Genomic DNA, 25,285 nt, shown 5'->3' on the forward strand with positions numbered 1-25,285 from the left:
CATGTGAATGACCGACCGTTTCGACCCGGCGGCGAGTGATTCCCGCTGGCAGGAGCGGTGGGAACAGGCCGGGAGCTTCCGCGCCGACAGCGGCAGTCCCAAGCCCAAGAGCTATGTGCTGGAGATGTTCCCCTATCCGTCGGGGCGCATCCACATGGGCCACGTCCGCAACTACACCATGGGCGACGTGCTCGCCCGCTTCCGCCGGATGCAGGGCTTCGAGGTGCTGCACCCGATGGGCTGGGACGCGTTCGGCATGCCGGCCGAAAATGCTGCGATGGAGAAGAAGGTCCATCCGGGCGCGTGGACCCGCCAGAACATCGCCACCATGCGAGCGCAGCTGAAGCGGCTCGGTTTCGCGCTCGACTGGAGCCGTGAACTGGCGACCTGCGAGCCCGAATATTACGGCCACGAGCAGGCGCTGTTCCTTGACCTGTTCGAAGCCGGCCTCGTCTACCGGAAGGAATCGGAAGTCAACTGGGACCCGGTCGACATGACCGTGCTCGCCAACGAGCAGGTGATCGATGGGCGTGGCTGGCGCTCCGGGGAACTGGTCGAGCGGCGCAAGCTCAGCCAGTGGTTCCTGAAGATCACCGACTTTGCCGAGGACCTGCTGGCGGGTCTGGGAAGCCTGGAGCAATGGCCGGACAAGGTCCGCCTGATGCAGGAGAACTGGATCGGCAAGAGCCGCGGCCTGGAGTTCGAGTTCGAGATCACCGGCGCACCGGCCAGCGTGGATCATGCCCATGTCCGGGTGTTCACCACCAGGCCGGACACGATCTTTGGGGCGAGCTTTGTCGCCATCTCGCCAGGGCATCCGATCGCCGAGACACTCGCAGCGGAACGGCCCGAGGTGGCCGAGTTCATCGCTCGCTGCCGCGCCGGCGGAACCAGCGCCGCAGAGATCGAGACTGCCGAGAAGCTTGGGCTTGATACCGGGCTCGAGGTCGCCCACCCGCTTGACCCCGAGTGGCGCCTCCCGGTGTGGATCGCGAACTTCGTGCTGATGGACTACGGCACCGGCGCGCTGTTCGGAGTGCCGGCGCACGACGCGCGCGATTTCGAGTTCGCCACGAAGTACGCTTTGCCCATCCGCCGGGTCGTCGCCGCCTCCGCCGGACAGGCGGGGGATTCGGTCGTAGAAGCGGAGACCGGGCACGGCGTTGCGGTGAACTCGCGCTTCCTCGATGCCCTGCCGACGGCCGAGGCGTCGGTCGAAATCATCCGCCGCGCCGAAACCGATGGATGGGGGCACGGCAAGGTCCAGTACCGCCTGCGCGACTGGGGCGTGTCGCGGCAGCGCTATTGGGGCACGCCCATCCCGATCATCCATTGCGACGCGTGCGGAGCCGTCCCGGTTCCACGCGACCAGCTCCCCGTCGTGCTGCCCGAAGACGTGTCGTTCGACATTCCGGGCAACCCGCTCGACAGGCACACGGCCTGGAAGGCTGTCCCCTGCCCGAACTGCGGCAGCGCCGCCCGCCGGGAAACCGACACGCTCGACACTTTTGTCGATTCCAGCTGGTACTTTATCCGCTTCGCCAGCCAGCCGGGCGACAAGCCGTTCGACCGCGCAGAAGCGGAGCAGTGGCTCCCCGTGGGCCAATATATCGGCGGGGTCGAACATGCGATCCTTCACCTGCTGTACGCACGCTTCTGGACCCGGGCGCTGGCGAAGATCGGCCGCCTCGGCGTCACAGAGCCGTTCCGCGGCCTGTTCACGCAAGGCATGGTGACGCACGAGACCTATCGCGCCGGCGACGGCAGCTGGTTGAGCCCGGACCAAGTGCGGCAGGACGGCGACGACTGGATCCACATCGACAGCGGCACACCCGTGGCGCTCGGCCGCGTCGAAAAGATGTCCAAGTCGAAGAAGAATACGGTCGATCCCGAGCCGATCGTCGACCGCTTTGGCGCCGACGCGGTGCGCTGGTTCATGCTGTCGGACTCACCGCCCGAACGCGACCTCGAATGGTCGGAGGCCGGCATCGAAGGCGCTGCCCGGTTCGTGCAGCGGGTGTGGAAGCTGGCGATGGCTCCCGCGGGCGCAGACGGCGGCAATCCTGCGCTCGACAAGAAGGTGCACCGGACGATCGCCGCCGTGGGTCAGGCGATCGAAGGACTGCAATTCAACAAGGCCGTGGCTGGCCTTTACGAACTCACCAGCGCGATCGAGAAGGCTGCGCCGAGCGCCAGCCGTGAAGCCGCTACCCTCACCTTGGTCAAATTGGTCTCGCCCATGGCACCCCACCTGGCGGAAGAGGCGTGGGCATGCCGCTGCGGCGAGGGCATGATCGTTGACCAGCCATGGCCGCAGCATGACCCCGCGATGCTGGTCGACGATGAAGTAACGGTGGCGGTGCAGGTCAACGGCAAGCTCCGCGACACGCTGACGGTCGCCCGGGGCGCTTCGCGAGAGCAGCTTGAGCAGATGGCTCTGGGGGCCGACAAGATTGCCCGGCTGATGGACGGCTCCACCCCGCGCAAGGTGATTGTGGTTCCCGATCGGCTGGTCAATATCGTCCTGTGATCCGCGTCGCCGCCCTTGCCCTCACCCTGTTCCTGGCCAGCGGCTGCGCTCTGCAGCCGATGTACGCTGGGGGCGAGCGCGGGGAGGTCGCCGTCTTCCTACGCGATGTTGGGGTGCAGCCAATCCCGGGCCGGACCGGATGGCTCGTCCGCTCCGCACTGGTCGACCGGATCGGCGAACCCTCGGGCGACGATACCTATCGGCTCGAAGTTGAGCTGGACGATGATATAACCGCCTTCGGGCTTCGCACGGACAGCGCTGTCACGCGCGAACGCCGTACCCTGCGCGCACGCTATCGCCTGGTCCGCAATGCGACGGGAGAGGTCCTGCTTGACGCGACCGCCGGGTCGGACGCGGGCATCGATGTGGTCGGGTCCGAATATGCCACCCTGGCAGCTGAGCAGAGTGCGGCCGAGCGGCTGAGCAAGGTCGTTGCGGACCAGATTATCACCCGCCTTGGCCTGTTCGCCGCGCGGCGCGGCGCCCCGTGAAGAGCAATCGGGGAACGATCGCTGCCGCGATCGAACGGCCCGACCCGAACTGCCGTTTCTACCTTTTCCATGGCGCTGACGAATCCGGGTCTCGAGCGCTGGCGGCGCGCCTGCTATCTTCCCTGGCGGCCGAGAAGGTTCCGTTCACAGGGGCAGCGCTGAAGGGCGACCCCGCCGCGCTCGCCGACGAGGCGGGCGCAATTTCGATGTTCGGCGGCAGGCGGCTGCTGTGGATCGAACCGGCCGGCGACGATTCCGTAGCGGCAGTCGAGGCTCTTCTGGCGGCTCCGGCGGTCGAAAGCGCGGCGGTGGCGATCGCCGGCACGCTGCGCAAGACCTCGGGCCTGCTGAAGCTCGCGGAGGCCCACCGGGCAGCACTGGCGCACGCCTCCTACATTCCGGAAGGTCGCGATGCGGACCGGATGATCCAGGAGATCGGCCGCTCGGAAGGACTGATCATTGGCCCCGCCCTAGCGAGCCGAATCGCGACGGCAACGGCCAACGATCAGGCTATCGCCCGTCAGGAACTCGCGAAGTTCGCCTTGTATCTGGGGGCTAACCCGGCATCGCCACGCGAGTTGGATGAAGACGCTGTCGATCTGCTTGGCGCTGATGACTCCGACACCGACGCGGGCCGTCCGGGTGATCTGGCGCTTGCTGGGGACGTCCAGGCGCTCAGCGACGAGCTGGAGCGGCTGCAGAGCTGCGGTATCGACCCGTTCCCCGTGATCCGGGCCTTGCAGAGGAGGCTGCTTTCAGTCGCCCCGCTGCTCGCCAAGGTTGCGGCGGGCCAGCGGATCGATGCTGTAATGGCGTCGGTTTGGAAGCGCGACCAGGTGCCGGTCGGCCGCATCCTCCGAAAGTGGACGCCAGAGCGGCTCGCCCGGGTCACGACGCGAGTGAGTGAGCTCGAACGAGAGGTCCTGCTCAGCGCGGTTGATGATCGGGCGGCACTTGGCGAGGAGTTGCTGCAGATAGCGCGGGCAGCGCGTTAAAATGACTCGCCGGTGAGCTTCTGGCAGATCAGGTCGAGCTGATCTAGGCTCGAGAAGCTCACGCTGACCGTGCCACCACCATCCTGGTGCGCGATCCGGACCTTGAGGCCAAGGATGTCCCCAAGCTGCCGCTCGAGCGCGGTCGTGTCAGCATCAGCGGGCGCGGACGGGCGGCGGGCGCGCTCCTTCGCGGGCCGGGAGCCGCGAGCGCGCGCTTCGACCTGCCGCACCGACCAGCCCCCCGCGATCGCGTCGCGGGCCATCTGCTCCGGATCATCCGCCGCAGCGAGCGCGCGGGCGTGGCCCATGCTCAACTCGCCGCGCATCAGAGCCTGCTGAACGAAGGCGGGAAGGTCCAATAGTCTCAACAGGTTAGCGACATGGCTGCGAGACTTGTGGACGAGCTTGGCGACTTCGTCCTGGCTGTGACCATAGGTCGAGATCAGCGCGCGGTATCCCTCCGCTTCTTCCAGCGCATTCAGGTCCTCGCGTTGGATATTCTCGATCAGCGCCACCTCGGCGGTGGCTGCCTCATCGAAGTCCCGAACGATCGCCGGGATGCGATGGAGCTGCGCCTTCTGTGCGGCGCGCCACCGCCGCTCGCCGGCAATGATCTCGAACCCGTCACCTGCCGAACGCAGCAAAATCGGCTGAAGCACTCCGCGCCTGGTTATCGAGTCGGCAAGCTCCACAATCGCCGCTTCGTCGAAGTGCCGGCGCGGCTGCTTCGGGTTGGGCCGGATCGCCGCGACGTCGACCTCACGCACGCCGCCGCGCTGCGCCGGAGCCTCGGGCTCGGAAGGCGCATCGCCCAGCAGCGCGGACAGGCCGCGGCCGAGGCCTCGCTGACGAAGCTCGCTCATGCGGCCTCCGCCCGCTGCGGAAGGCGGGCCATCAGTTCGCGCGCAAGCCGAACATAGGCCTCACTGCCCGAGCAGCGAAGGTCGTAGATCAGCGCGGGAAGGCCATGGCTTGGCGCTTCGGACAAGCGAACGTTGCGCGGCACGACCGTCTCGAACACCGTCGGGCCTAGGCAGGCGCGAACATCTTCGGCGACCTGCTTCGACAGGCTGTTGCGCCGGTCGAACATCGTCAGCGCGATTCCAAGGATCGACAGGTCGGGGTTGAAGCGGGTGCGGATCCGCTCAACGGTTTGCAGCAATTGGCTCAGTCCTTCCAAGGCAAAGAATTCGCATTGCAGCGGCACCAGCAAGTGTCGTGCCGCAATGAGTGAGTTGACCGTCAGCAGCCCGAGCGAAGGCGGGCAGTCCATCAGGCATATGTCCCATCGACCCGGCGGTACCTGGGCGAACGCATCGGCGAGGCGGTGAGTGCGTCGATCGAGCCCCACCATTTCGACCTCGGCTCCCGACAGGTCCTGGACGGCAGGAAGAAGGTCGAGGCGCGGAACGCGGGTCGGCACCGCCGCATCCACGATGCTCGCCTCGCCCATCAAAACATCGTAGCTCGACCGCTCGCGCGCGGCGTGGCTCACGCCAAGGCCAGTGGACGCGTTGCCCTGCGGATCGAGATCCGCCAACAGAACCTTCCAGCCGGTCGCGGCGAGCGCGGTCGCGAGATTGATCGCGGTCGTGGTTTTCCCCACACCGCCCTTCTGGTTCGCCACTGCGACGTGGATCATCCCCTGCCCCTTGGCTTGACGCCCTCGGCCACAACGATCACCGCTTGCCCATCGGTGATGCTTGGCTCGGTCGAGAAGCGACCTTGCCAGTTTGCGCGCGCGTCGGCCAGTTCTTTCGCTCCGCTCCTGCCCTTGGGCAAGATCCACCGCGTGCGCTGATGGGCCAGGCCGACCGACATGGCGAACAGCTTGTCGATCGTCGCCACGGCTCGCGCGGTGATCACGTCGTAAGTGCCACGGACTGCCTCCGCCTTGCCGCAGCAGACGGTCACCCGATCCCGCAACTTTAGCACCCCGACGCAATGTTCAAGGAATTCGACCCGCAAGCGGCGCGGCTCGACCAAGGTAACAGGGCCGCTGGTGAGAAGGGCGATCACAATACCGGGGAGCCCGGGGCCCGCCCCAATGTCCAGCCATGACGAGTCCGGCCGGGGGGCAAACCGGACTAGCTGAGCACTATCGAGGATGTGGCGATCCCGCAGTTGATTTTCGGACGACTTGCTGATGAGGTTCTGCCGCTGGTTTTCTCGGAGCAGCAACTCGGCATAGGCCGCTATACTCCGTTCTGTTTCACGTGAAACTTCGACGCCGAACTCCCGCAGCCGATCAATCATGCGGCGCGCCGGGAGACTGCAACGTGCAACGCGGTCAATGCTGCTGGCGTGATGCCTGCTATGCGTGACGCCTGGTCGATTGTCTCGGGACGAGCGAGCAGCAGCCGTTCGGCCATTTCGGTCGACAGCCCTGGAACGGCGCAGAAGTCGAAATCGGCGGCAATCCGGGCGGCGCAATCGGCAACTACCGAACCCCATTCTCGGCGTTGGCGCTCGATGTAGGGCGCATAAAGCGCGTCTGCCTGACCCTCGGTCGTGTCGGCAAATTCGGGGCGTCCGCGGGCTTGCAGGTGAGCTTCGATGTGCCGCCGTCGTGCTGCCGACACGGCATCGGCAGCCATCGCCTGCTCGCCCAACCGGGTCGTGGCATTGTCGGCCCGGAGGGCCAAGCGATACTCCGCGCGAGCGGTCATCATCCGATAAGGTTCGCTTACCCCTTGTAGAGTGAGATCATCGATCATCACGCCCATGTAGCTAGTCCGCCGATCGAACTGCACGGGATCCAGTTCCATGGCATGGGCGGCAGCGTTCAGTCCCGCAACGAGCCCCTGCGCCGCTGCCTCCTCATAGCCCGTCGTCCCGTTGATCTGGCCAGCCAAAAACAGACCTCCCAGAGCAAGGCATTGCAGGCGCGAATCCAGCCGGCGCGGATCGACGAACTCATATTCAACCGCATAGCCGAAGCGCGCGATCTCGACTCGCTCAAGCCCCGGAATGCTCCGAACAAACTCCAGCTGCACATCTTCCGGCAAGGATGTCGATATGCCGTTCGGATAAACCAGCGGGTCGTCCAGCGCTTCGGGCTCGAGGAAAATCTGGTGACCGTCGCGATCACCGAAGCGTTTGACCTTGTCTTCAATCGAAGGGCAGTAGCGCGGCCCTCTCCCTTCGATCGCACCCGCAAACAACGGCGAGCGGTGAAATCCTGCGCGGATCAGATCATGAGTTCGCTCAGTCGTGCGGGTAATGGCGCAGCGCAGTTGCGGCAGATCCGAGCCGGTCGGAAGTGCGCTCATCAGCCACGGGTCCGAATCGCTCGGCTGCTCTTCAAGCCGGCTCCAGTCGATGGTTCGCCCGTCCAGCCGCGGCGGGGTGCCGGTCTTCAGTCGGCCTTGGCCGAGTCCGATCTCCCTCACTTGCTGGGCGAGCGGAATGGATGGGCCTTCGCCGAACCGGCCAGCCTTGCGGCAGGACTCGCCGATGAAGATCCTGGCATCCAGAAAAGTGCCAGTCGCGATCACCAGCGATCGGCATGCGATCGCAGTGCCATCGGCCAGCAAAATTCCGGTGATTGCGCCGCGCGCCTCGGTGAGCCGAATGGCTTCCCCGAGCAAAATTTCGACGCCAGCTCCGGCAAGTACCGCCTGAACCGCGGCTCGGTACACGCTCCGGTCGGCCTGCACCCGTGGGCCATGCACCGCTGGCCCCTTGCTGCGGTTGAGCATCCGGCGGTGAATCGCCGCCCGATCCGCAGCTTGCGCCATGATCCCGTCGAACACGTCGAGTTCGCGGACCAGATGCCCCTTCCCCACGCCACCAACGGAAGGATTGCACGACATCTGACCGGCATCATCTGCCCGGAAGGTAAGCAGCCCCGTCCGGGCCCCTCTCCGCGCCGCCGCCGCCGCAGCCTCGCAGCCAGCGTGGCCAGCGCCGATCACCAGAACATCGAACATTTTGCCGCCTGTAGTGGCCGCGGCTGTACCGGTCAAAGGCTGCCTCCTGTTCCACGTGGAACATCACTTGCCCAAGCAGAAGCGCCGGAAGAGCTGATCGAGAACGTCTTCGATACCCACCCGTCCGGTCACTCGGTCGAGCGCTGCCCTCGCCGAACGGAGGTTGTCGGCAACCAGGATGAGGTCGGCGGGAGCAGCGCTTAGTGCGGCACTGGCCAGCTCGATTGCGTTCGCCTGGCGCTGGTTCAGTGCGACTTCCCCTTCCCGGGGGAGCAAGGACTGCGCAAGTTCAACAAGCCGCAGGGTGAGTTCCGGAAGCCCCGCGCCCGAAACCGCAGAGACGGGCAGGGTTCCACTCGGAGCGACAACGCGGTTCGGGAGGTCACACCGTGGATGGACGATCACGCGAGCCGCGGCGGAAGGCGCGTGCTTCGGCTCACCGAGCCAGAGAAGAACGTCGGCCACCCGGACCTCGCTCCGGGTCCGCTCCACTCCTAGCCGCTCGACCGCGTCGTCGCTGGCCCGCAGGCCGGCTGTATCAACCAAGACCAGCGGCACACCGCCGATACTGACCGGGACCTCAATCGTGTCGCGGGTAGTTCCTTCGATCGGTGTCACGATCGCTCTATCCTGCCCGACGAGGGCATTGAGCAGGCTGGACTTGCCGGCGTTGGGCGGCCCGGCGAGGACGACGCGGATGCCATCCTTCAGCGGTTCGGCCCGCGGCCGGCGGAGCCATTCGCCCATTTCCGCGCCGATCAGGGCGGCCGCCCCAGCAAGCTGTTCCGGATCGGCGGCAGTCTCGTCTTCATCGCCGACGTAATCGATTGCGGCTTCGGCTTGGGCTGACAGCATCACCAACCGGACAGCCCAATCCTCGATCTGCCGCCGGAGCGCACCGCCGGTCAGCATCAGTGCGGCGCGGCGCTGGCTCTCGGTCTCGGCCTCGAGCAGATCTGCAAGTCCCTCGGCCTCGGTCAGGTCCAGCCGGCCGTTCACCAAAGCGCGACGGGTAAACTCGCCCGGGAGCGCAGCGCGCAAGCCGGGAGCGCGCCCCAACTCGCCCAGGATGGCCTCGATCACGGCGCGACCGCCGTGGCAGTGGAACTCGACCACATCTTCGCCGGTCGCGCTGGCAGGACCATCGAACCGTAGAACGATCACCTCGTCCAGCAGGGTACCGTCCTGTGCAGACAGGGTCCGCAAGCCGGCGACCCGCGGCGGAGGAAGGCTTCCGCATAATTGCTGCGCAGCCTGGTGCGCCTCCGGTCCGCTCAACCGAATGAGGGCAATCGCCGCCGGCGGACGGCCACTCGAATGAGCGAAGATCGTCGAGCGCTGCGGCGTGACCGGTCCTCCCGGCGGCGTCAGGCGAACAGCCGCCCGAGGCCGACTTGCGGATCGACCCAGCCGTCGTAGATCATCTTCAACGCCACCCACAGGATCACGGCCAGGCCGACGTAGGCGATCCAGCGGTAACGCTCGATGTAGCGGGCGATGAGATTGGCGGCGAGGCCCATCAAGGCAACCGCAAAGATCAGGCCGACAATCAGGATGCCGGGGTGATCACGGGCCGCGCCCGCCACCGCCAGCACATTGTCGAGGCTCATGCTGACGTCGGCGATCGCTACGGCCCAGGCGGCTCCGGCAAAGCTCTTGGCCGGACGCAGGCCGCTATGCTCGTCGCCGTGGATTTCAGGCGATCCGCCGCTCTCTCCGGCGTGGCGCAGCTCGCGCCACATCTTCCACGCCACCCACAGGAGCAGCAACCCGCCGACCAGGATAAGGCCAATGATCTGAAGGAGTTGAGTAACGATCAGAGCGAAGAAGATCCGCAGCACCAAGGCGGCGAGCACGCCGAGCAGAATGACCTTCTTGCGCTGTTCAGCGGGGAGGCCTGCAGCCAGGGCGCCGACCACGATGGCATTGTCACCGGCCAGGACGAGATCGATCATCAGCACCTGGAGGAAGGCCGAAAAGGCAGCCGGCTCGGTGATGTTCGAGAAGTCGCTGACGATCGCAGCCCAGATTTCCGCCGGTCCTCCGAGGCCTGCAGCCGCGGCGAGCATGAGATCGATCATCATCATCGGTGGTTCAAGTCCCTGTTCTGGTCACGATCCGGCGGTCGCCAGGTGCGGCCCCAACCTGGGCCTCACGCGGGAGGCACATTCCTCGCGTCGGATCCGCTTACTGGTTCATCGAAGCGAAGAAGTCTTCGTTGGACTTGGCGTCCTTCATCTTGTCGAGCAGGAACTGCATCGCGTCGATCGTCCCCATCTGCATCAGGATCCGGCGAAGCACCCACATCTTGGTAAGGATGCTGGGGTCGACGAGCAGCTCTTCCTTGCGGGTGCCGCTCTTGCCGACATCCAGCGACGGGAAGATGCGCTTGTCGGAGACCTTGCGATCGAGCACGATTTCGCTGTTGCCGGTGCCCTTGAACTCTTCGAAAATGACTTCGTCCATCTTGGAGCCGGTATCGATCAGCGCGGTGGCGATGATCGACAGCGAGCCACCTTCCTCGATGTTGCGAGCGGCGCCAAAGAAGCGCTTGGGCCGCTGCAAGGCGTTGGCGTCGACGCCGCCGGTCAGCACCTTGCCCGAGCTCGGCACCACCGTATTGTAGGCGCGGCCGAGGCGGGTGATGGAATCAAGCAGGATCACCACGTCCTTCTTGTGCTCGACGAGCCGCTTGGCCTTTTCGATCACCATTTCGGCGACCTGGACGTGGCGTGAGGCCGGCTCGTCGAAGGTTGAGCTGATGACCTCGCCGTTCACCGAGCGCTGCATGTCGGTGACTTCCTCCGGCCGCTCGTCGATCAACAGCACGATGAGGAAGACTTCCGGATGATTGTCGGTGATCGCCTTGGCGATGTTTTGCAGCAGCACCGTCTTGCCGGTACGCGGCGGAGCGACGATCAGGGCCCGCTGGCCCTTCCCCTGCGGCGCGACGATGTCGATCACGCGGGCCGACTTGTCCTTGACGGTCGGGTCAAGCGTATCGAGGCGGAGTTTACTGTTGGGATAGAGCGGAGTGAGGTTGTCGAAGTTAACGCGGTGGCGAACCACCTCGGGATCGTCGAAGTTGATCGCCGTCACCCGGGTCAGCGCGAAGTAGCGCTCGCCGTCCTTGGGGCCCCGGATCTCGCCCTCGACCGTGTCGCCGGTGCGCAGGCCGAAGCGGCGGACCAATTGCGGAGCGACGTAGATGTCGTCGGGACCGGCCAGGTAATTGGCCTCGGGTGAGCGAAGAAAGCCGAAGCCGTCGTTCAGCACCTCGATGGTGCCGGTGCCCATGATCTCGGCGCCGCTTTCGGCGCGCACCTTGAGGATCGAGAACATCAGGTCCTGCTTGCGCATGGTCGATGCACCCTCGACGCCCATCTCTTCGGCTTGCGCGACGAGTTCGGCGGGGGTTTTCTGCTTCAAGTCCTTGAGGTGCATGGGGCTCTTTTTCGCGAGGCTTTGTCTGAATGACAGCAAGGGCGGGAGGAGAGGCCCGCCAGGAACTGCGGTCACACCGGCTCGAATGGAGAATACGGGCCGGCGCGGCCGTATCCGCTGGCGTTATGTCGCAGGACGAGCCAAGTCAACATGAAGCCAGCGCCACTTGCACGGCGGCAGGCCTGCCGGAAAAGGTCAGAAGGGCTTCACGATCACCAGCACGACGATCACGGCGGTCGCGATGCCCGGGATTTCGTTCATGATCCGCAAGGTGCGGTTCTCCAGTGGCCGGGTGCCCTTGGCGAGCTTGCGGCCGTAGGCGCTCATCCAGCCCTGGTAGCCGGTCAGCGCGACAACCAGCGCCAGCTTGGCATGGAACCAGCCTTGCGAGAATGCGCCAAGGTGCATGGCGAGCACCAGCCCGAGCACCCACACGATCACCATGGCCGGGGTCAAAATGATCGATCGCGCGCGGCCTTCGCGCTCGATCCAGGCGCGATCCTCGGCTGAGCCGGGAGTGGTCGCATGGTGGTAGACGTAGAAGCGCGGCAGCAGGAACAAGCCCGCAATCCAGAAGATCACGAACGTCACGTGCGCCGCCTTCACCCATGGATAGGCCGCGCCGAGAATACCGATGAACTGGTCGAGACTGCTCACAATGTCTTCCCTAGCAGGCCAAGCAGCTGTTCGACATGCGCGATCGGGGTCGTTTGCTGAATGCCATGGCCAAGGTTGAAGATGTGCGGACGGTCGGCGAAAGCCTTCCGGATCGTGCGCACCGCCGTCTCAAGCGCCTCGCCTCCGGCAATCAGCGCCAGGGGATCGAGATTGCCCTGCAACGGTAGATCCCTTGGCAACTCCCGATGCGCCCAAACGGGGTCCACCGTCTCGTCCAGACCGAGCGCATCGACCCTGGTTTCCCTGGCGTAGGCGGCAAGCTTTCCGCCGGCCCCCTTGGGGAAGCCGATCACCGGAATGCCCGGCCGTTCCGCGCGCAGCCGCTCGACGATGCGGGCGGTCGGCGCGATCACCCAGCGCTCGAATTCGGCGGGGGCGAGACTGCCCGACCAGCTGTCGAACAATTGCACCGAGTCGACGCCGGCATCGATCTGGCCGAGCAGGTAGGTGACAGTGGTGCGCTCGATTGCCTCGATCAGTTCGGCGAAGCGATCGGGCTCGAGGTAGGCGAGCTGGCGCGCCTCGGCCTGCTCGCGGCTGCCCTGCCCCGCGACCATGTAGGTGGCGACCGTCCACGGACTTCCGGCAAAGCCCAGGAAAGTCGTCTCAGGCGACAATTGGGCCTTCACCCTTCCCACCGTCTCGTAGATGGCTTCGAGTCGCCGTGGCACGGCCTGGAGGTCCGGCAAACGCGCATTGGCGAGCGGGGGCGAGAGCCGCGGTCCTTCGCCGGCGACGAAGGTCAGATCCTGGCCTAGCGCGAACGGAACGATCAGGATGTCGGAAAACAGGATCGCGGCGTCGAGCGGGAAGCGGCGCAGCGGCTGCAAGGTGATCTCCGCCGCGGAGGCAGGATCATAGACCAGATCGAGGAAGCCCCCCTTGTCGGCCCGGAGTGCTCGATATTCCGGCAGGTAGCGTCCTGCCTGGCGCATCATCCATAGCGGGGGCGGATCATGGCGCTCACCCCGGAGGACCGCGAGCAAAGGCTTCCGGGACTCAACCGAAGAGCCCTGTTCGAGGGGGTCTTGGCGCGGGGGCTCGGCCACCCTTCTCTCCTCTTTATATAGATTCTTATTGGATGAAGAAAATTGATGGGCGGCTGGAGGCGGGGAATAGGCATGCTTCCCGACTTTGCCAACAGGTGACGGGAGTCGAGTCGCTGGGGACTCCGGCGAGTCGCACCGGCGGGCTCCCATGACTCACAGGCTGGGGACTGTTTGGGAGGGGCGTGGACGAATCTCGGGAAATGTCGCGCAATCCTGTTCGCGACTTTCCCGAGCGGGTCATCCCCGGCAAAGCGAGCCGGAGAGTCACCGCCTTATCCACAGGAACATCGATGGACCTTCTGCTCGCCTCGACCAGCCCGATCCGCCGCACCCTGCTGCTGAACGCGGGGGTGCGCCATGAGGCGGCGGCGCCGGAGGTAAACGAGGCTGCATTGAAAGCTGCCCACCCCGACGAACACGATGCGGGCCTGGCGCTGCTGCTGGCACAAGCCAAGGCGCTGCGGGTGAGCGAGGCGAACCCGGAGGCGCTGGCCTTGGGCAGCGACAGCCTGGTCTCGGTGGACGGCCGCCGGTTCAGCAAGCCGGCCGACAAGGCCGAAGCGTCGGATCACCTGCGTTTCTTCTCCGGCAAGACGATGACCCTGACCAGCGCCGCGGTTCTCGCACGGGGCGGGATGGCCGAGTGGCGCCACGCGGAACAGGCGCGGCTGTCGGTCCGGCCGCTCAGCGAGGCGTTCATCGGCGAGTATCTCGACCGCGAATGGCCCGAGGTCGGCTATTGCGTCGGAGTGTTTCGGCTGGAGGGACCCGGAGTGCAGCTGTTCGACCGCATCGAGGGCGACCATTTCACGATCCTCGGCTTGCCGCTGCTCCCGCTGCTCGGAGCCTTGCGGCGCTTCGGGGCGCTCCAGGCGTGACGTCGGCGCGTTTCCCCTCACCCCCCGGCGAGCTTCCGTACGCGGAGGTCATCGGTGACCCGATCGAGCATAGCAAGTCGCCGGTGATCCATGGCTTCTGGCTTGGAAAGCTCGGCCTTGCGGGCGATTATCGCCGCCAGCGGGTGAGTCGGAGCGAGCTTCCGGCCTATCTTGCGGCTCGGCGGGACGATTCCCGGTGGCGCGGGTGCAGCGTGACCATGCCGCTGAAGCTGGACGCGCTGATGGCCGCGGAGCGCAGGAGCGACGGAGCGATCCAGGCCGGCGCCTGCAACCTGCTGATCCCTCACGAGGGTGGATTGCTGGCCAAGAACACCGACATCGGCGCGGTGACGACGGTGATCGCGCGTCTTGCGGCGAACCGAACTACCGGCAGCATCACGGTTCTGGGCAGCGGCGGGGCGGCTCGCGCGGTGCTGGTGGCTTGCAAGCGGATGGGCATGGAGCGGATCGCCATCCACGCGCGCAACGCGGCCGAGGCCCGCTCGCTTGAACTGGCGTTCGACCTGACCTTGCCTGCCCAAGCAATGGAGGCGGAGATCGCAACCGACGGTTTGATCAATGCCACGCCCCTGGGGATGGCGAGGCAGCCGCCACTCAACGTCGATCTCGGCGCCATGCCCCGCAATGGCTGGGTGTTCGACCTGGTCAGCAACCCCGCTCGCACCCCCCTGGTGCAGGAGGCTGAGCGTAGGGGTCTTGCGGCCAGCCGCGGGCTGAGCATGCTGGTCGAACAGGCGAGTGAAGCGTTCACCTATCTGTTCGGGAGCGAGCCCCCGCGTGATGCCGAGAGTGAGGCCGAATTGATGCGGAGGCTCGTTGGATGATCCGCCTCGGCCTGACCGGCTCCATCGGCATGGGCAAGTCGACCGTCTCTGCGATGTTCGCCGCTCGCGGTATCCCGCTGTTCGATGCCGATGCGTGTGTGCGGCAGTTGCAGGGGCTTGGCGGAGCGTTGGTCGGACCGATCGCCGAACGCTTTCCTGGTACGGTTCGCGGTGGCGCGGTGGATCGGGAAGCCCTTGCCGCCGCGGTTCTCGGCCGCCCGGACGAGCTTGCCGCCCTGGAGGTTATCGTTCACCCGGCTGTGCACAAGGCACGCGAGCAATTCCTCGCGGAGAACCGCGCTGCCCCGGCCTTGCTGTTCGACATCCCGCTGCTGTTCGAAACGGGCGGCGAGACGGCGTTCGACAAGGTCATCGTCGTCAGTGCGCCAGCCGCCGTGCAGCGCGAGCGCGTGCTGAAGCGCCCGGGAATGACGCCGTCCCGGCTCCAGTCGATCCTCGCCCGGCAACTGCCCGACGATGAGAAAAGGGCGCGCGCGGACTTCGTCATCGACACCTCGGGCCCGCTGGCGGAAACCGAACGCCAGGTGGATGCGATCCTGACTTTACTGGGTCTCGCGAAGAGCGCATGACATCCTTCATGCGGGAAATTGTGTTCGACACGGAGACCACCGGCACCAATCCGGCCGGTGGGGATCGCGTGGTGGAAATCGGTTGCGTCGAACTGGTCAACCGGGTCGAGACCGGCCGGACCTTTCATTGCTATTTCAACCCCGAACGCTCCATGCCGTCCGAAGCGGAAGCGGTGCACGGCCTGTCCAGCATCTTCCTGTCGGACAAGCCGCGGTTCGCCGAGAAGATCGACGATCTGCTGGAGTTCGTCGGGGACTCGCCGCTGATCGCGCACAATGCCGGGTTCGACTTCGGCTTCGTCAATCACGAGCTGCATCGGTGCGGGCGCGACCCGATCTGCCTCAGCCGGATGATCTGCACTCTAATGATGGCGCGAACCCGGCATCCGGGAGCGAAGCACAGTCTCGATGCGCTCTGCTCCCGCTTTGGCGTCGACCGGAGCCAGCGGGTCAAGCACGGCGCACTTCTCGATGCCCAACTTCTCGCCCAGGTCTACGTGGAACTGACCGGCGGCCGGCAGATCGGCCTGACCTTGCTCCCCGAAGCGCCGACCCCGGCGCAAGCCGCCGCCGCACGGAGCGGCCCGGCGCAGCGGCCGTTCCGCCCAGCGCGGTCGCACTCGCCGTCGCTTGAAGAATTGGCGCGTCATGCCCAGTTCCTCATGGGGCTCAAGGACCCGCTCTGGCATCGGCTTTCGCCGGGCGCAGCGGCTGCCTGAGATTAATTCCGCAAGCGTCTTGCACGCGCCGCGGGTGATGAAAGGAAGGGGACACGTGGACGTTCGGGTTGCTGGCCACCAGGTCGAAACCGGTGAATCGCTTCAGGAGCATGTTTCCACTCGGATCGAGGCGCTGTCGGAGAAGTATTTCTCGCGGGCGATCGGTGCCAACGTGACCTTCGGCAAGGGTCCGCACGACAATGGCTTCACCTGCGACATCGTCGCTCCGGTTGCCAACGGAGTCGTGCTCAAGGCCTCGAACCGGGGCCCCGAAGCGCGCGTCGCATTCGAGGGTGCCGCCGACAAGATCGAACGGCAGCTGCGGCGCTATGTCAGCCGCCTGCGCGAGCGCAAAGGCGGCGGAGCCAACGGGGCCGAGGTACTCGAAGCCGGGTACACCGTCTTCGCCGCATCGCCCGACGTGGAAGAGCCAGCTCCCGAGCATCCGCCGATCATTGCGGAAACCCGGGTCGACATCCCCGAAGCCAGCGTGAGCGATGCGGTGATGCTGATGGACCTGCGCAACACCGGCGCGCTGATGTTCCGCAATTCGGGCACTGGGACCTACAATATGGTCTACCGGCGCGAGGATGGCACCATCGGCTGGGTCGAACCGAAAGCCGCCTGACACGTTCGTCCCTGGCCGGATTGGCTTCCACGAGCCGGCTTGTGCCGCTCCAGTTTAAGACTGCCGCCCCGATGCAGCTAAGTGCGTTTCTCGACTTCGATTCGATCAAGCCGTCGCTTGCCGCGAGCAACAAGCGCGCCTTGTTCCAGCTGCTGAGCCAGGCGGCTGCCCAGCGCCTTGGCCTGGAACCGGCAGTCATCGTTGCCTCGGTCAGCGAGCGCGAGCGCCTAGGCTCCACCGGCTTCGGCAACGGAGTGGCGATCCCGCACGGCAAGGTTGACGGGATCGGCCGGATCTATTGCTCCTTCGCGCGGCTGGCCGAGCCGATCGACTATAAGGCGATTGACGGCGGTCCGGTGGACCTGGTCTTCTTCATGCTGTCCCCGCCGGACGCGGGCGCGGAGCATCTCAAGGCCCTTGCCGCGATCAGCCGGGTAGTGCGTCACGGGCTAACCCTGGACAAGCTGCGCGGTGCCCGTTCGCGCGATGCGCTGGCGGCCGTTTTGCTGGGTGTTGATGAGCGCGACGCAGCCTGATCCTGTGCTGCAAACGGGGGAAAGCGCTCATTTCAGGGCGCTGGAGTCGCTGTACCGCTCGGCGCCGGTCAATCAGCTGTTCCGGTCGCGGCTTGCAATCAGCGCCGCCGGCGAGTCGATGATCGACTTTGACGTCGACACCTCAGCCTTCCACGCCGCCGGAGCCGCTCATGGTACGCTCTATTTCAAGATGCTCGACGACGCTGCCTTTTACGCGGCCAACAGCTTGGTCAGCGATCGCTTTTTGCTGACCACTGCGTTCAACCTCCATTTCACCAAGCCGATGAGCGGCGGCGCGGCGCGCGCCGAAGGCCGCTGGGTCAGCGGACGCCGGCGCGTCTTCGTGGCCGAGGCGCGCATTGTCGATCAGGCGGGAGAGGAATGCGCCCGAGGGACGGGCACATTCATGCGCTCGCACATCGCGCTATCCGGCTTGGCTGGGTACCGCAGCTGACGATGGACACCGGCCTTGCACCGGGCGTGGAAGTTTCGGCTCTGATTCGGCAGACCGAAGGAAACGGCGGATTTGCGACCCTTGTCCACAAGGGTGACCCCGACCGGGGCGCGATCCTGCTCGTCGTCAGTCAAAGAGGTCAGCACCACGCCGTGCTCGAACGCGCGTTGCAGCGCAGCGGACAGTACGGCTGGCAATGTTGCGGACCCCGTCCTCATGAAGCGGATCAACTCTCACCATATCTTGCGCGGCGGCGATCAGCGGACCCCGATTGTTGGGTATTAGAACTGGATATCCCGCATGCGGAACGATTCGTCGCTGAAACAACCGCGACGAGTTGAACCTTCCAAAAAAATGCGGTCAGCAGGGAACCAACAGGAGCGGGGGGTTTCCGCAGCCGCAGTTCGGCGGATGACGGAAGCCACGCAGACGGGGGACCACCAGCCACGCCAACCGGCCTTTTGAGCCTGTTTTCGCGCGGCATCGGCCGGTCCACCGCCACTGACGGGTTTTTGAATGTTGCATCGTTTCGCCGTGATGGTTGCTGCGACGGCCATGGCCGCCAGCTCCGTGGCTCCGGCACAGGTCGCTCCGCAAAGCGCATTTGCCGCCAAGTCTACCGCCATCGCAATGAACGATGTGCTTCCAACCCAGGTCCTGCAGCCGGTTGCCAACACCGCCGCCGCCGATCCGCTTGCTCCCGCTTCAGTTGAGGAGCAGCCTGCAGCCGAACAGCCCGTGGAAGACGTGACTGCCGGCGCAACCCTGTCCGAAACCGTTGCCAAGTTCCGCAGCTCCGATCCGGGCAGCCGTGAGCTCGAATGCCTGGCCGTCGGGATCTACTTCGAATCCAAGAGTGAGCCGCTCAGCGGCCAGCTCGCCGTCGGCGAGGTGATCGCGAACCGGGCCAACTCCAAGGGTCGGTTCCCCTCCTCCTATTGCGGTGTGCTGTTTCAACGCGGGCAGTTCAGCTTCGTGAAGGGTGGCCGCTGGCCGGCCGTCGCCAAGGGCGGCGCCCAATGGAAAAATGCGGTGGCGATCGCCAAGATCGTCGACAAGGACCTGCACGACAGCAGCGTCGGCAAGGCCCTGTTCTTCCATGCGCGCCGAGTGTCGCCAGGCTGGCGCCTGACCCGCGTCGCGACCGTCGGCAACCACGTCTTCTACCGCTGAGCCGGTTTGAACGCTGAGGCCTTAGGGCCTAGCCGATGTATTCCTTTTGTTCTAATGCCCGGGGGTGAGTAGCGCCCCCGAATCGCTCCTGGAGCCGCCTTGCTTCGCCCATGCCCCGCCGATCGCGGCGGAGGTGGCGCGCGGGGTGACCCGGCTGTTCTGCCGCCAGGACGTTTTCGCCATCTGCGAAGTGCCGCTGCCCAACAATCGCCGGGCTGACATGATGGCAATCGACAGCAAGGGCGCACTGACCATCGTGGAGATCAAGGTCAGCAAGGCCGACCTGCTCGGCGATTCCAAATGGACCGATTACCTCGACTACTGCGACCGCTTCTACTGGGCGGTGCCAGGAGCCCTCGCGGGGCTGCTGGAGGCGGAGCGCTTCCAGCCGGGCGCGGCGGGCCTGATCGTCGCCGACCGCTACGATGCGGCGGTGATCCGCGATGCCGTCCACCGGCCACTCGCGCCGGCACGGCGCAAGGCAGAGCTGCTGCGCTTCGCCCGCCGAGCTGCCCGGCGCCTGTCGGCGCACATCGACCCGACGCTTGGCGACGGCAACTAGAGCTTCGGCCCGGCCACCTGCGGCTTGGCCTTGGCAGACGCGGTCTCGATCAACCGCACCAGTTCAGTCGAGCGCCGGTCGAGCTTGGCATAGTCGCGCGCCGTGCGTCCGCTGGCATTGTCCGGCCGGTCAGGGTTCGCCCCCGCCTCGAGCAGCCGCTTGACTACGGGAAGTTGCCGTTGCTGGACGGCGACGATCAGCGGCGTTTCGCCAAGCCGGTTGGCAAGGTCGACCTTGCCGCCGCTCCGCAGCAGCAGGTCCACGCCTTCAAGGTAGCCGATCCGCGAGGCCACGAGCAGCGGCGTGTCGCCGGCGCGGTTCTGCAAATTGGGGTCGGCCTGCTTGCCGAGCATGAACCCCATCCATTGGCGGTCGCGGCCGCCCGCCAGGATGTGCAGGGCGCCATTGCCCTTGTCGTCGCGGAAGTTGACCACGGTGGAGCCCTGCGTCTGGAGCAGCTCGGTCGCCTTGCCGCCGTCGCGTTCCTCGACGGCTTTCAGGAAGGTGAAGCCGGCGCTCATCTGCGCGCCCGCGCCCGCGGCGCTCAGGCCAAGCAGAACCGCAACTCCCAATGCCCTCATCTTGCTGGACAATTTTCCTCGACCCCCCCGACTGAAACCTTGATCACGGGCGATTAGCAGACCAAGGCTGGCGACGCCATGAACAGCGCATCGTCCCGGATGGCCCCCTGGTGGGAAAAGCCGCTCGCGTCCCTCGATCGCGGGGAATGGGAAGCGCTGTGCGACGGCTGCGGACGGTGCTGCCTCCACAAGCTGGAGGATGACGAGACAGGGCAGCTGTTCCCGACCAACGTCGCCTGCAAGCTGCTGGATCGCCGGTCGGGCCAGTGCAGCGATTATGGCCACCGCAAGCGGCATGTCGCGGATTGCGTGCAGCTTCGCCCCGGCAAGGTCGAGGAGTTGGAGTGGCTTCCGACCACCTGCGCCTACCGACTTCGGGCGGAGGACCGGCCGCTGCCGGAGTGGCACTATCTGATCTCCGGGAGCCGCGAGACGGTCCATGAGAAGGGGATGTCGACCCGCGGCTGGACGGTCAGCGAAGTCGATGCAGGCGAGCTTGAGTGGCATCTTGTCGACCGCGACCTTTGAGGTTGCTGGGCTGTCGCTGCCGGTGGTCGTACGACGCTACCGCTCGGCACGGCGCATGCGCATGCGGGTCGACCACCATGCCGGCCTGATCCGCCTCTCAGTCCCGAGCCGCGTGACGGAACGAGCGGCGCTCCGTTGGGCCGGGTCGCAGGGCGCCTGGATCACCGAACAGCTGCAAGCCGCTCCGCCGGCCATCGCTTTCGACTCGGGTGCGCTCATCCCATTCGAGGGAGCAGACCTGTCGCTGCGCTGGGCGCCGGAGCGACGTCGTGGCGTCATTCGGGTGGAGCAGGAGCTAATCGTCGGCGGTCCCCGCGATGGCTTCGCCCGTCAGGTTGAGCGCTGGCTGCAGGCGCAGGCGCGGGACACGCTGAGTACCTTGACGGCGGAGACCGCGACGCTTGCTGGGGTGAGCGTACGCTCCGTCAGCATTGGCGATCCGGTTAGTCGCTGGGGAAGCTGCTCGTCGTCGGGCAATATCCGTTACAGCTGGAGACTGATCCTCGCTCCACCCCCGGCGCTGCGCTTCGTGGTGGCGCACGAGGTCGCGCATCGGCTGCACATGGACCATTCACCGGCGTTCAAGGCCGCAGAAGAGCGCTTGTTCGGCGGGCCGGTTGCGCCCGCGCGCGCCTTATTGCGTGAACTCGCGCCGGCCCTGCGTGCCATCGGGCAGGGTCGCTGAAGGCGGCGGAGCGCGATCGGGCGGCGGAGGAGCGCCTTCGCGCGGAGGCGGCGTGCCGCCAAAGATGCGGTCGAGCTCGCCCTGGTCGGGCGGCGTTCCCGGCTGGGGCTGTTGGGGAGGTGGCTGCTGGGCGAACGGGTCCGTTGTCGGGGGGGCGATCGGGTTGCCGTCGGCGTCGACCAGAGGTTCGCTGGGCATCAGCTCGTTGGCGAAAAGGTCCTCTTCCGGATCAAGCTGCCAGTCGGGCATCGGAACGTCGGTTTCGAACGGCCTCACCGGGCGATTGGCGACCGCGGTCACCATGAAATCGTGGAAGGCGCGGGCGGGCGCGGTCCCGCCCTGGAGTCCTCCGATGGCCTTGGCATCGTCGCGGCCCATCCACACGCCTGTGGTCAGTCCCGACGAGAAGCCGATGAACCAGCCGTCCTTGTTGGACGAGGTTGTGCCGGTCTTGCCGGCCACCGGACGTCCGATCTGGGCCGAGCGTCCGGTCCCCGACAGAACCGCCGTCTGGAGCAGGTCAGTCATCTCCGCGGCGACCCACGGCGCCACCAGAACCCGCTCCTCGGTGCCCTCGTGGCGGTATAGCAGGCGACCGTCGGCGGTGGCGACCTTGGTGATACCGTAGGGCATGACCGAGACGCCCTTGTTGGCGACCGCGGCATAGGCGCGGGTCATGTCGATCAGGCGCACGTCGCTCGTCCCAAGCACCATCGAGGGATAGGTCGAGATCTTGCCGGTGATGCCAAAGCGCCGCGCCATGTCGGCGATGGTGGAGAAACCGAGCTGTGCGCCAATCTTGGCGCTGACCGTGTTGATCGATCGAGCGAAAGCCTCACGCAGCGTCACCGGGCCCAGGTGGGTGCGGGTGGAGTTGCGCGGCCGCCACCCTTCGATCGCGATCGGCTCGTCGACGATGGTAGTGGTCGGCTTCATCCCGGATTCAAGCGCGGCCAGGTAGACGAACAGCTTGAACGCGGAGCCCGGCTGCCGTTCGGCCTGGGTGGCGCGATTGTAGAGCGAACTCACATAATCCCTGCCGCCGACCATCGCCCGAACCGCTCCATCGGAGTCCAGCGACACCAGCGCCCCTTGCGCCGCCCGGGGCGTGTTGGCGTTGATCGCCCGATCCGCTGCTGTCTGCATCCGCGGGTCGAGGGTGGTCCACACGTCGATCGGGTCCGACGTCTCGTCGATCAGCGTATCGAGTTGGGGTAGGGCCCAGTCGGTGAAGTAGCGGAAGCTGTTCTGCTTTTCGGTCGGCTGGATGACGATCCGCGCCGGATCGACCGAAGCCGCCTGCGCCGGGCTGATGAAGCCGTTTTCGACCATCGTCTGCAGTACCACGTCCGCGCGGCCGCGCGCGGCCTCGACATCGGCGGTGGGCGAATAGTTGGACGGGGCCTTGACCAAACCGGCGATGATCGTCGCTTCGCCCAGGCTCAGGCTGGTCGCGTCATGGCCGAAGAAGCGCCGGGACGCGGCGTCGATCCCGTAGGCACCGCCGCCGAAGTAGACGCGGTTGAGGTACAGCTCGAGGATCTGGTTCTTGCTGAACTTGCGCTCGAGCGCCAGCGCAAGGATCATCTCCTGAAACTTGCGGCCGACGGAGTAGCTGTTGGTAAGGAAAATGTTGCGGGCGAGCTGCTGGGTGATGGTCGATCCGCCTTGCAGGCGGCGGCGGCCGGCGTTCTCGACCGCGAAGCGCGCGATCCGGGCAAGAGCGATCGGATCCACCCCGATGTGGCTGCGGAAGCGCTTGTCCTCGACCGCGATCATCGCACTGCGCATCGACGGCGGGATGTTGTCGTAGCGAATCCACTCGCCGAAGCTCGGTCCGACCGAGACCAGCAGCTGGCCATTGGCGGCGCGGACCCGGATCATCTGCCCAAGGTCGTTGCGGCGGGCCAGTTCCGAGTAGGACGGCAGCGAGGCGATCGCGACGCCCACCGCCACGATCAGTGCGAGGACCCCGACCCCGGCGAGGTACATCAAATACTTCAACGCCGAAACGAAGGGACGGCGGCGCGGAGAAGCGGTGGCAGGCGGTGGCGGGGAGGGCGTTCGGGCCATTGGTGACGCAGGCGTAAGGGGTCCGAACGGGTCCGGCAAGCTCTACTCTGCCGAGCCTTTATGCCTGGTCGGAGCCGTCCGTGTCCGGCTTGAACTGCAGGGACGCGGAGTTGATGCAATAGCGCAGCCCCTCCGGTCCAGGCCCGTCGGGGAAGACGTGGCCGAGGTGGCCCTCGCATTTTGCGCAGCGGACTTCCACCCGCTGCATGCCGTGGCTGGTGTCGGTGATCTCCTTGACCGCGGCCTTGTCCGCCGGAGCGGTGAAGCTGGGCCAGCCGCTCCCGCTCTCATATTTGGTGTCGCTGGCGAACAGGGGCTCACCGCACGCCGCGCAGCGATATTCACCGGCCGCCTTGTTGCCCAGCAAGTCGCCGGACCAGGGGGGCTCCGTGCCGGCCTCGCGGAGAATGCGGTATTGCTCCGGCGTCAGCTGCTGGCGCCATTCGTCTTCGCTACGGGGCAGATCGGCCATCCAACACTCCTTGATCGGCCGCATGTGGTGGCGGCTGCGTTCGGCAGCAATGGTTAGGAGCTGATTTACCATGCTTACACCATTATGGACCTATTCCCGCAGGCATGTGGCGCACGGTGCTTCCCTTGTCGGTGTTGTTCGGGCTGCTCGCGGCCTGGCCAAACGCTCGTGCGCAGGCACTGCAATGCCGCCTGTGCAGTGCCGACGAGCAAGCCTTGGGCAGCACCGCCAACGTCGCTGCGACACCGGTCGCCGTCGAGGTCCAGACCAGCCTTGAATTCGACCGCCTGGTGCTCACCGGCCCGAGCGGCGGCATCGCCCGGCTCGAACCGGACGGCTCGCGAGCGACCAGCGGAGCGCTGAGCGAATTCAGCGGCCGGGCGATGGCTGGAAGCGTCGCGATCCGGGGAGAGCCGAACCGGCTGGTCCGGGTCGACTTGCCAACGCAGGTCGTGCTGGAGGGCCTGAACGGCGGACGAATCATCATCGAGCGGATCAGCAGCGACCTGCCCTCCGCACCGCGAATCGACCCCGCCGGCCGCCTGTCCTTTCGCTTCGGAGGCGAGCTTCGCGTGCAAGGCGATGCCGAGGGCGACTATCGCGGCGAGGTGCCGATCACCGTCGAATATCTCTGATCCGGCGATCGTGTCCGAAACCGCGCGATCCTCAACGCGGCATTAACCATCCCCTTGAGCAAAGCCGAAAGCGATCAGGGTTAATGACCCACTCACCGAACAAAGCCGGCCGAAAGGGCGGCAACGGTGTGACAACCAAGTGGGGAATGATTGATGACCAACTTTGCTCGTTTTGCTGCTGTCGGTGCCGCGGTGGCCGGCCTTGTCCTGGCCGCCACTCCGGCAGCCGCCGCTCCGGCGGGAGCCGCCACGCCCGCCAAGGCCAATGCCCGGATCATCAAGCCGCTGTCGCTGACCGCAACGGGCGTGCTGAACTTCGGCACCATCGTAATGAACGGCGTGTCGGCGAACCGCACGATCAAGCTGAGCGATGCGAACGTGCTGGATTGCGCCGGCGGGAGCACCGAAGTGGTGTGCGACGCGACCACCACCACCGTTCCGACCTACACGGTCAAGGGTACGCAGGGGCAAACCGTCACGGTGACCAAGACGGCCAGCCCGTTGACCGGCTCCAACGGCGGCACGCTGAGCCTGCTGCCGACCGGCCCGGCATCCGTGTTCCTGGCGAACTCGGGCACGGTCGGCAGCACCTTCGCGATCGGCGGCGAGATCACCATCGCGGCGGATACGCTGGATGGGGTTTACAGCGGCGACATCAACGTGACCGTCGATTACTAAGAACTCCGGTCCGCTGAAGAGGGGTCGCCGGAGACGGCGGCCCCTTTTTCGTTTCCGATCGCCGTGATGGTTAGTGTTGTTTCAACCATTTTGGGTGAATTTGCCTCCATGCCGGCCAAGCGGCCGTGA

The 25,285-nt window shown here is 65.9% G+C and carries 30 protein-coding genes; 17 read left to right on the forward strand and 13 right to left on the reverse strand.

Annotated elements, in window-relative coordinates; all coding sequences use genetic code 11:
- Window positions 1-7 precede the first annotated feature (7 nt).
- The 3 genes from leuS to holA are packed head-to-tail and all read left to right on the forward strand — an operon-like array spanning window position 8 to window position 4,016.
- Window positions 8-2,530 carry a leucine--tRNA ligase gene (leuS, locus tag ACFQPG_RS02460; RefSeq protein WP_380809995.1) on the forward strand — a complete coding sequence of 841 codons (2,523 nt, stop codon included), beginning with the start codon at window positions 8-10 and terminating at the stop codon, window positions 2,528-2,530.
- A complete protein-coding gene (lptE, locus tag ACFQPG_RS02465; RefSeq protein ID WP_380809996.1) occupies window positions 2,527-3,021 on the forward strand; it encodes an LPS assembly lipoprotein LptE in 495 nt (164 codons plus the stop codon). The genes leuS and lptE overlap by 4 nt, the downstream gene beginning before the upstream one ends.
- The gene (holA, locus tag ACFQPG_RS02470) at window positions 3,018-4,016 is read left to right on the forward strand and encodes a DNA polymerase III subunit delta (RefSeq protein WP_380809997.1); all 999 of its coding nucleotides are present in this window, start codon (window positions 3,018-3,020) and stop codon (window positions 4,014-4,016) included. Before lptE ends, holA begins: the two co-directional genes overlap by 4 nt.
- On the opposite strand, the gene ACFQPG_RS02475 is transcribed toward holA, so the two are convergent.
- The 9 genes from ACFQPG_RS02475 to hemE form a co-directional block, all read right to left on the reverse strand.
- Complete coding sequence (locus ACFQPG_RS02475) at window positions 4,013-4,879, reverse strand: ParB/RepB/Spo0J family partition protein (protein WP_380809998.1); 867 nt, start codon at window positions 4,877-4,879, stop codon at window positions 4,013-4,015. The two genes, holA and ACFQPG_RS02475, sit on opposite strands and share 4 nt — an antisense overlap.
- The gene (locus tag ACFQPG_RS02480; protein WP_380810000.1) at window positions 4,876-5,658 is read right to left on the reverse strand and encodes a ParA family protein; all 783 of its coding nucleotides are present in this window, start codon (window positions 5,656-5,658) and stop codon (window positions 4,876-4,878) included. Before ACFQPG_RS02480 ends, ACFQPG_RS02475 begins: the two co-directional genes overlap by 4 nt.
- The gene (gene rsmG, locus ACFQPG_RS02485) at window positions 5,655-6,272 is read right to left on the reverse strand and encodes a 16S rRNA (guanine(527)-N(7))-methyltransferase RsmG (protein ID WP_380810002.1); all 618 of its coding nucleotides are present in this window, start codon (window positions 6,270-6,272) and stop codon (window positions 5,655-5,657) included. Before rsmG ends, ACFQPG_RS02480 begins: the two co-directional genes overlap by 4 nt.
- Complete coding sequence (gene mnmG / locus ACFQPG_RS02490; RefSeq protein WP_380810004.1) at window positions 6,269-7,948, reverse strand: tRNA uridine-5-carboxymethylaminomethyl(34) synthesis enzyme MnmG; 1,680 nt, start codon at window positions 7,946-7,948, stop codon at window positions 6,269-6,271. The genes rsmG and mnmG overlap by 4 nt, the downstream gene beginning before the upstream one ends.
- A gap of 63 nt (window positions 7,949-8,011) precedes the next feature.
- Complete coding sequence (gene mnmE, locus ACFQPG_RS02495; RefSeq protein ID WP_380811679.1) at window positions 8,012-9,358, reverse strand: tRNA uridine-5-carboxymethylaminomethyl(34) synthesis GTPase MnmE; 1,347 nt, start codon at window positions 9,356-9,358, stop codon at window positions 8,012-8,014.
- Window positions 9,316-10,029, reverse strand: coding sequence for a YjbE family putative metal transport protein (locus ACFQPG_RS02500; protein WP_380811681.1), 714 nt, complete (start codon window positions 10,027-10,029; stop codon window positions 9,316-9,318). Before ACFQPG_RS02500 ends, mnmE begins: the two co-directional genes overlap by 43 nt.
- Before the next feature lie 106 nt (window positions 10,030-10,135).
- Window positions 10,136-11,392 (reverse strand): transcription termination factor Rho, encoded by a 1,257-nt coding sequence (gene rho / locus ACFQPG_RS02505; RefSeq protein ID WP_380810006.1) that lies wholly within the window; start codon window positions 11,390-11,392, stop codon window positions 10,136-10,138.
- Between the two features lie 195 nt (window positions 11,393-11,587).
- The gene (locus tag ACFQPG_RS02510) at window positions 11,588-12,049 is read right to left on the reverse strand and encodes a CopD family protein (protein ID WP_380810008.1); all 462 of its coding nucleotides are present in this window, start codon (window positions 12,047-12,049) and stop codon (window positions 11,588-11,590) included.
- Window positions 12,046-13,119: a uroporphyrinogen decarboxylase gene (gene hemE, locus ACFQPG_RS02515; protein ID WP_380810009.1), complete on the reverse strand. Its 1,074-nt coding sequence runs from the start codon at window positions 13,117-13,119 to the stop codon at window positions 12,046-12,048. The genes ACFQPG_RS02510 and hemE overlap by 4 nt, the downstream gene beginning before the upstream one ends.
- A 290-nt stretch (window positions 13,120-13,409) precedes the next feature.
- Between hemE and ACFQPG_RS02520 the strand changes: the two genes are divergently transcribed.
- The 8 genes from ACFQPG_RS02520 to ACFQPG_RS02555 all read left to right on the forward strand — a co-directional run bounded on the left by ACFQPG_RS02520 (window position 13,410) and on the right by ACFQPG_RS02555 (window position 18,110).
- Complete coding sequence (locus ACFQPG_RS02520; RefSeq protein WP_380810010.1) at window positions 13,410-13,997, forward strand: Maf family protein; 588 nt, start codon at window positions 13,410-13,412, stop codon at window positions 13,995-13,997.
- The gene (locus ACFQPG_RS02525; RefSeq protein ID WP_380810011.1) at window positions 13,994-14,842 is read left to right on the forward strand and encodes a shikimate dehydrogenase family protein; all 849 of its coding nucleotides are present in this window, start codon (window positions 13,994-13,996) and stop codon (window positions 14,840-14,842) included. Before ACFQPG_RS02520 ends, ACFQPG_RS02525 begins: the two co-directional genes overlap by 4 nt.
- On the forward strand, window positions 14,839-15,432 hold the full coding sequence (gene coaE / locus ACFQPG_RS02530) for a dephospho-CoA kinase (RefSeq protein WP_380810013.1): 594 nt from the start codon (window positions 14,839-14,841) through the stop codon (window positions 15,430-15,432). Before ACFQPG_RS02525 ends, coaE begins: the two co-directional genes overlap by 4 nt.
- An 8-nt stretch (window positions 15,433-15,440) precedes the next feature.
- Window positions 15,441-16,151, forward strand: coding sequence for a DNA polymerase III subunit epsilon (dnaQ, locus tag ACFQPG_RS02535; protein WP_380810014.1), 711 nt, complete (start codon window positions 15,441-15,443; stop codon window positions 16,149-16,151).
- Window positions 16,152-16,206: 55 nt separating this feature from the next.
- Window positions 16,207-16,779 (forward strand): ribosome hibernation-promoting factor, HPF/YfiA family, encoded by a 573-nt coding sequence (gene hpf / locus ACFQPG_RS02540; RefSeq protein ID WP_380810016.1) that lies wholly within the window; start codon window positions 16,207-16,209, stop codon window positions 16,777-16,779.
- A 71-nt stretch (window positions 16,780-16,850) separates the two neighbouring features.
- The gene (locus ACFQPG_RS02545; protein ID WP_380810018.1) at window positions 16,851-17,315 is read left to right on the forward strand and encodes a PTS sugar transporter subunit IIA; all 465 of its coding nucleotides are present in this window, start codon (window positions 16,851-16,853) and stop codon (window positions 17,313-17,315) included.
- Window positions 17,296-17,769 (forward strand): PaaI family thioesterase, encoded by a 474-nt coding sequence (locus tag ACFQPG_RS02550; RefSeq protein ID WP_380810020.1) that lies wholly within the window; start codon window positions 17,296-17,298, stop codon window positions 17,767-17,769. The genes ACFQPG_RS02545 and ACFQPG_RS02550 overlap by 20 nt, the downstream gene beginning before the upstream one ends.
- A gap of 2 nt (window positions 17,770-17,771) precedes the next feature.
- Window positions 17,772-18,110 (forward strand): DUF1491 family protein, encoded by a 339-nt coding sequence (locus ACFQPG_RS02555; RefSeq protein ID WP_380810021.1) that lies wholly within the window; start codon window positions 17,772-17,774, stop codon window positions 18,108-18,110.
- Here ACFQPG_RS02555 and ACFQPG_RS02560 read toward each other — a convergent pair.
- The gene (locus ACFQPG_RS02560) at window positions 18,051-18,326 is read right to left on the reverse strand and encodes a hypothetical protein (protein ID WP_380811756.1); all 276 of its coding nucleotides are present in this window, start codon (window positions 18,324-18,326) and stop codon (window positions 18,051-18,053) included. The two genes, ACFQPG_RS02555 and ACFQPG_RS02560, sit on opposite strands and share 60 nt — an antisense overlap.
- Here ACFQPG_RS02560 and ACFQPG_RS02565 point away from each other — a divergent pair.
- Together ACFQPG_RS02565 and ACFQPG_RS02570 are read left to right on the forward strand one after the other, a co-directional pair.
- Entirely contained in the window at window positions 18,325-18,942 is a 618-nt protein-coding gene (locus ACFQPG_RS02565) for a cell wall hydrolase (protein ID WP_380810023.1), read from the forward strand. The genes ACFQPG_RS02560 and ACFQPG_RS02565 overlap by 2 nt on opposite strands.
- Window positions 18,943-19,006: 64 nt before the next feature.
- Window positions 19,007-19,504 (forward strand): MmcB family DNA repair protein, encoded by a 498-nt coding sequence (locus tag ACFQPG_RS02570; RefSeq protein ID WP_380810024.1) that lies wholly within the window; start codon window positions 19,007-19,009, stop codon window positions 19,502-19,504.
- On the opposite strand, the gene ACFQPG_RS02575 is transcribed toward ACFQPG_RS02570, so the two are convergent.
- Window positions 19,501-20,085 carry an ankyrin repeat domain-containing protein gene (locus tag ACFQPG_RS02575; protein ID WP_380810026.1) on the reverse strand — a complete coding sequence of 195 codons (585 nt, stop codon included), beginning with the start codon at window positions 20,083-20,085 and terminating at the stop codon, window positions 19,501-19,503. The genes ACFQPG_RS02570 and ACFQPG_RS02575 overlap by 4 nt on opposite strands.
- A 78-nt stretch (window positions 20,086-20,163) precedes the next feature.
- On the opposite strand from ACFQPG_RS02575, the gene ACFQPG_RS02580 reads away from it, so the two are divergent.
- Together ACFQPG_RS02580 and ACFQPG_RS02585 are read left to right on the forward strand one after the other, a co-directional pair.
- Entirely contained in the window at window positions 20,164-20,613 is a 450-nt protein-coding gene (locus ACFQPG_RS02580; RefSeq protein ID WP_380810027.1) for a YcgN family cysteine cluster protein, read from the forward strand.
- Window positions 20,582-21,298: a M48 family metallopeptidase gene (locus tag ACFQPG_RS02585; RefSeq protein WP_380810028.1), complete on the forward strand. Its 717-nt coding sequence runs from the start codon at window positions 20,582-20,584 to the stop codon at window positions 21,296-21,298. The genes ACFQPG_RS02580 and ACFQPG_RS02585 overlap by 32 nt, the downstream gene beginning before the upstream one ends.
- Here ACFQPG_RS02585 and ACFQPG_RS02590 read toward each other — a convergent pair.
- Together ACFQPG_RS02590 and msrB are read right to left on the reverse strand one after the other, a co-directional pair.
- The gene (locus tag ACFQPG_RS02590; RefSeq protein ID WP_380810029.1) at window positions 21,248-23,371 is read right to left on the reverse strand and encodes a transglycosylase domain-containing protein; all 2,124 of its coding nucleotides are present in this window, start codon (window positions 23,369-23,371) and stop codon (window positions 21,248-21,250) included. The genes ACFQPG_RS02585 and ACFQPG_RS02590 overlap by 51 nt on opposite strands.
- A 58-nt stretch (window positions 23,372-23,429) precedes the next feature.
- The gene (msrB, locus tag ACFQPG_RS02595) at window positions 23,430-23,843 is read right to left on the reverse strand and encodes a peptide-methionine (R)-S-oxide reductase MsrB (RefSeq protein WP_380810031.1); all 414 of its coding nucleotides are present in this window, start codon (window positions 23,841-23,843) and stop codon (window positions 23,430-23,432) included.
- A 104-nt stretch (window positions 23,844-23,947) separates the two neighbouring features.
- On the opposite strand from msrB, the gene ACFQPG_RS02600 reads away from it, so the two are divergent.
- Together ACFQPG_RS02600 and ACFQPG_RS02605 are read left to right on the forward strand one after the other, a co-directional pair.
- Entirely contained in the window at window positions 23,948-24,478 is a 531-nt protein-coding gene (locus ACFQPG_RS02600; protein WP_380810032.1) for a DUF4402 domain-containing protein, read from the forward strand.
- A 153-nt stretch (window positions 24,479-24,631) separates the two neighbouring features.
- A complete protein-coding gene (locus ACFQPG_RS02605) occupies window positions 24,632-25,156 on the forward strand; it encodes a DUF4402 domain-containing protein (RefSeq protein ID WP_380810034.1) in 525 nt (174 codons plus the stop codon).
- Window positions 25,157-25,285 lie beyond the last annotated feature (129 nt).

It is taken from the genome of Sphingomonas sp. GCM10030256 (assembly GCF_042666415.1).
Classification (GTDB): Bacteria; Pseudomonadota; Alphaproteobacteria; order Sphingomonadales; family Sphingomonadaceae; genus Sphingomicrobium.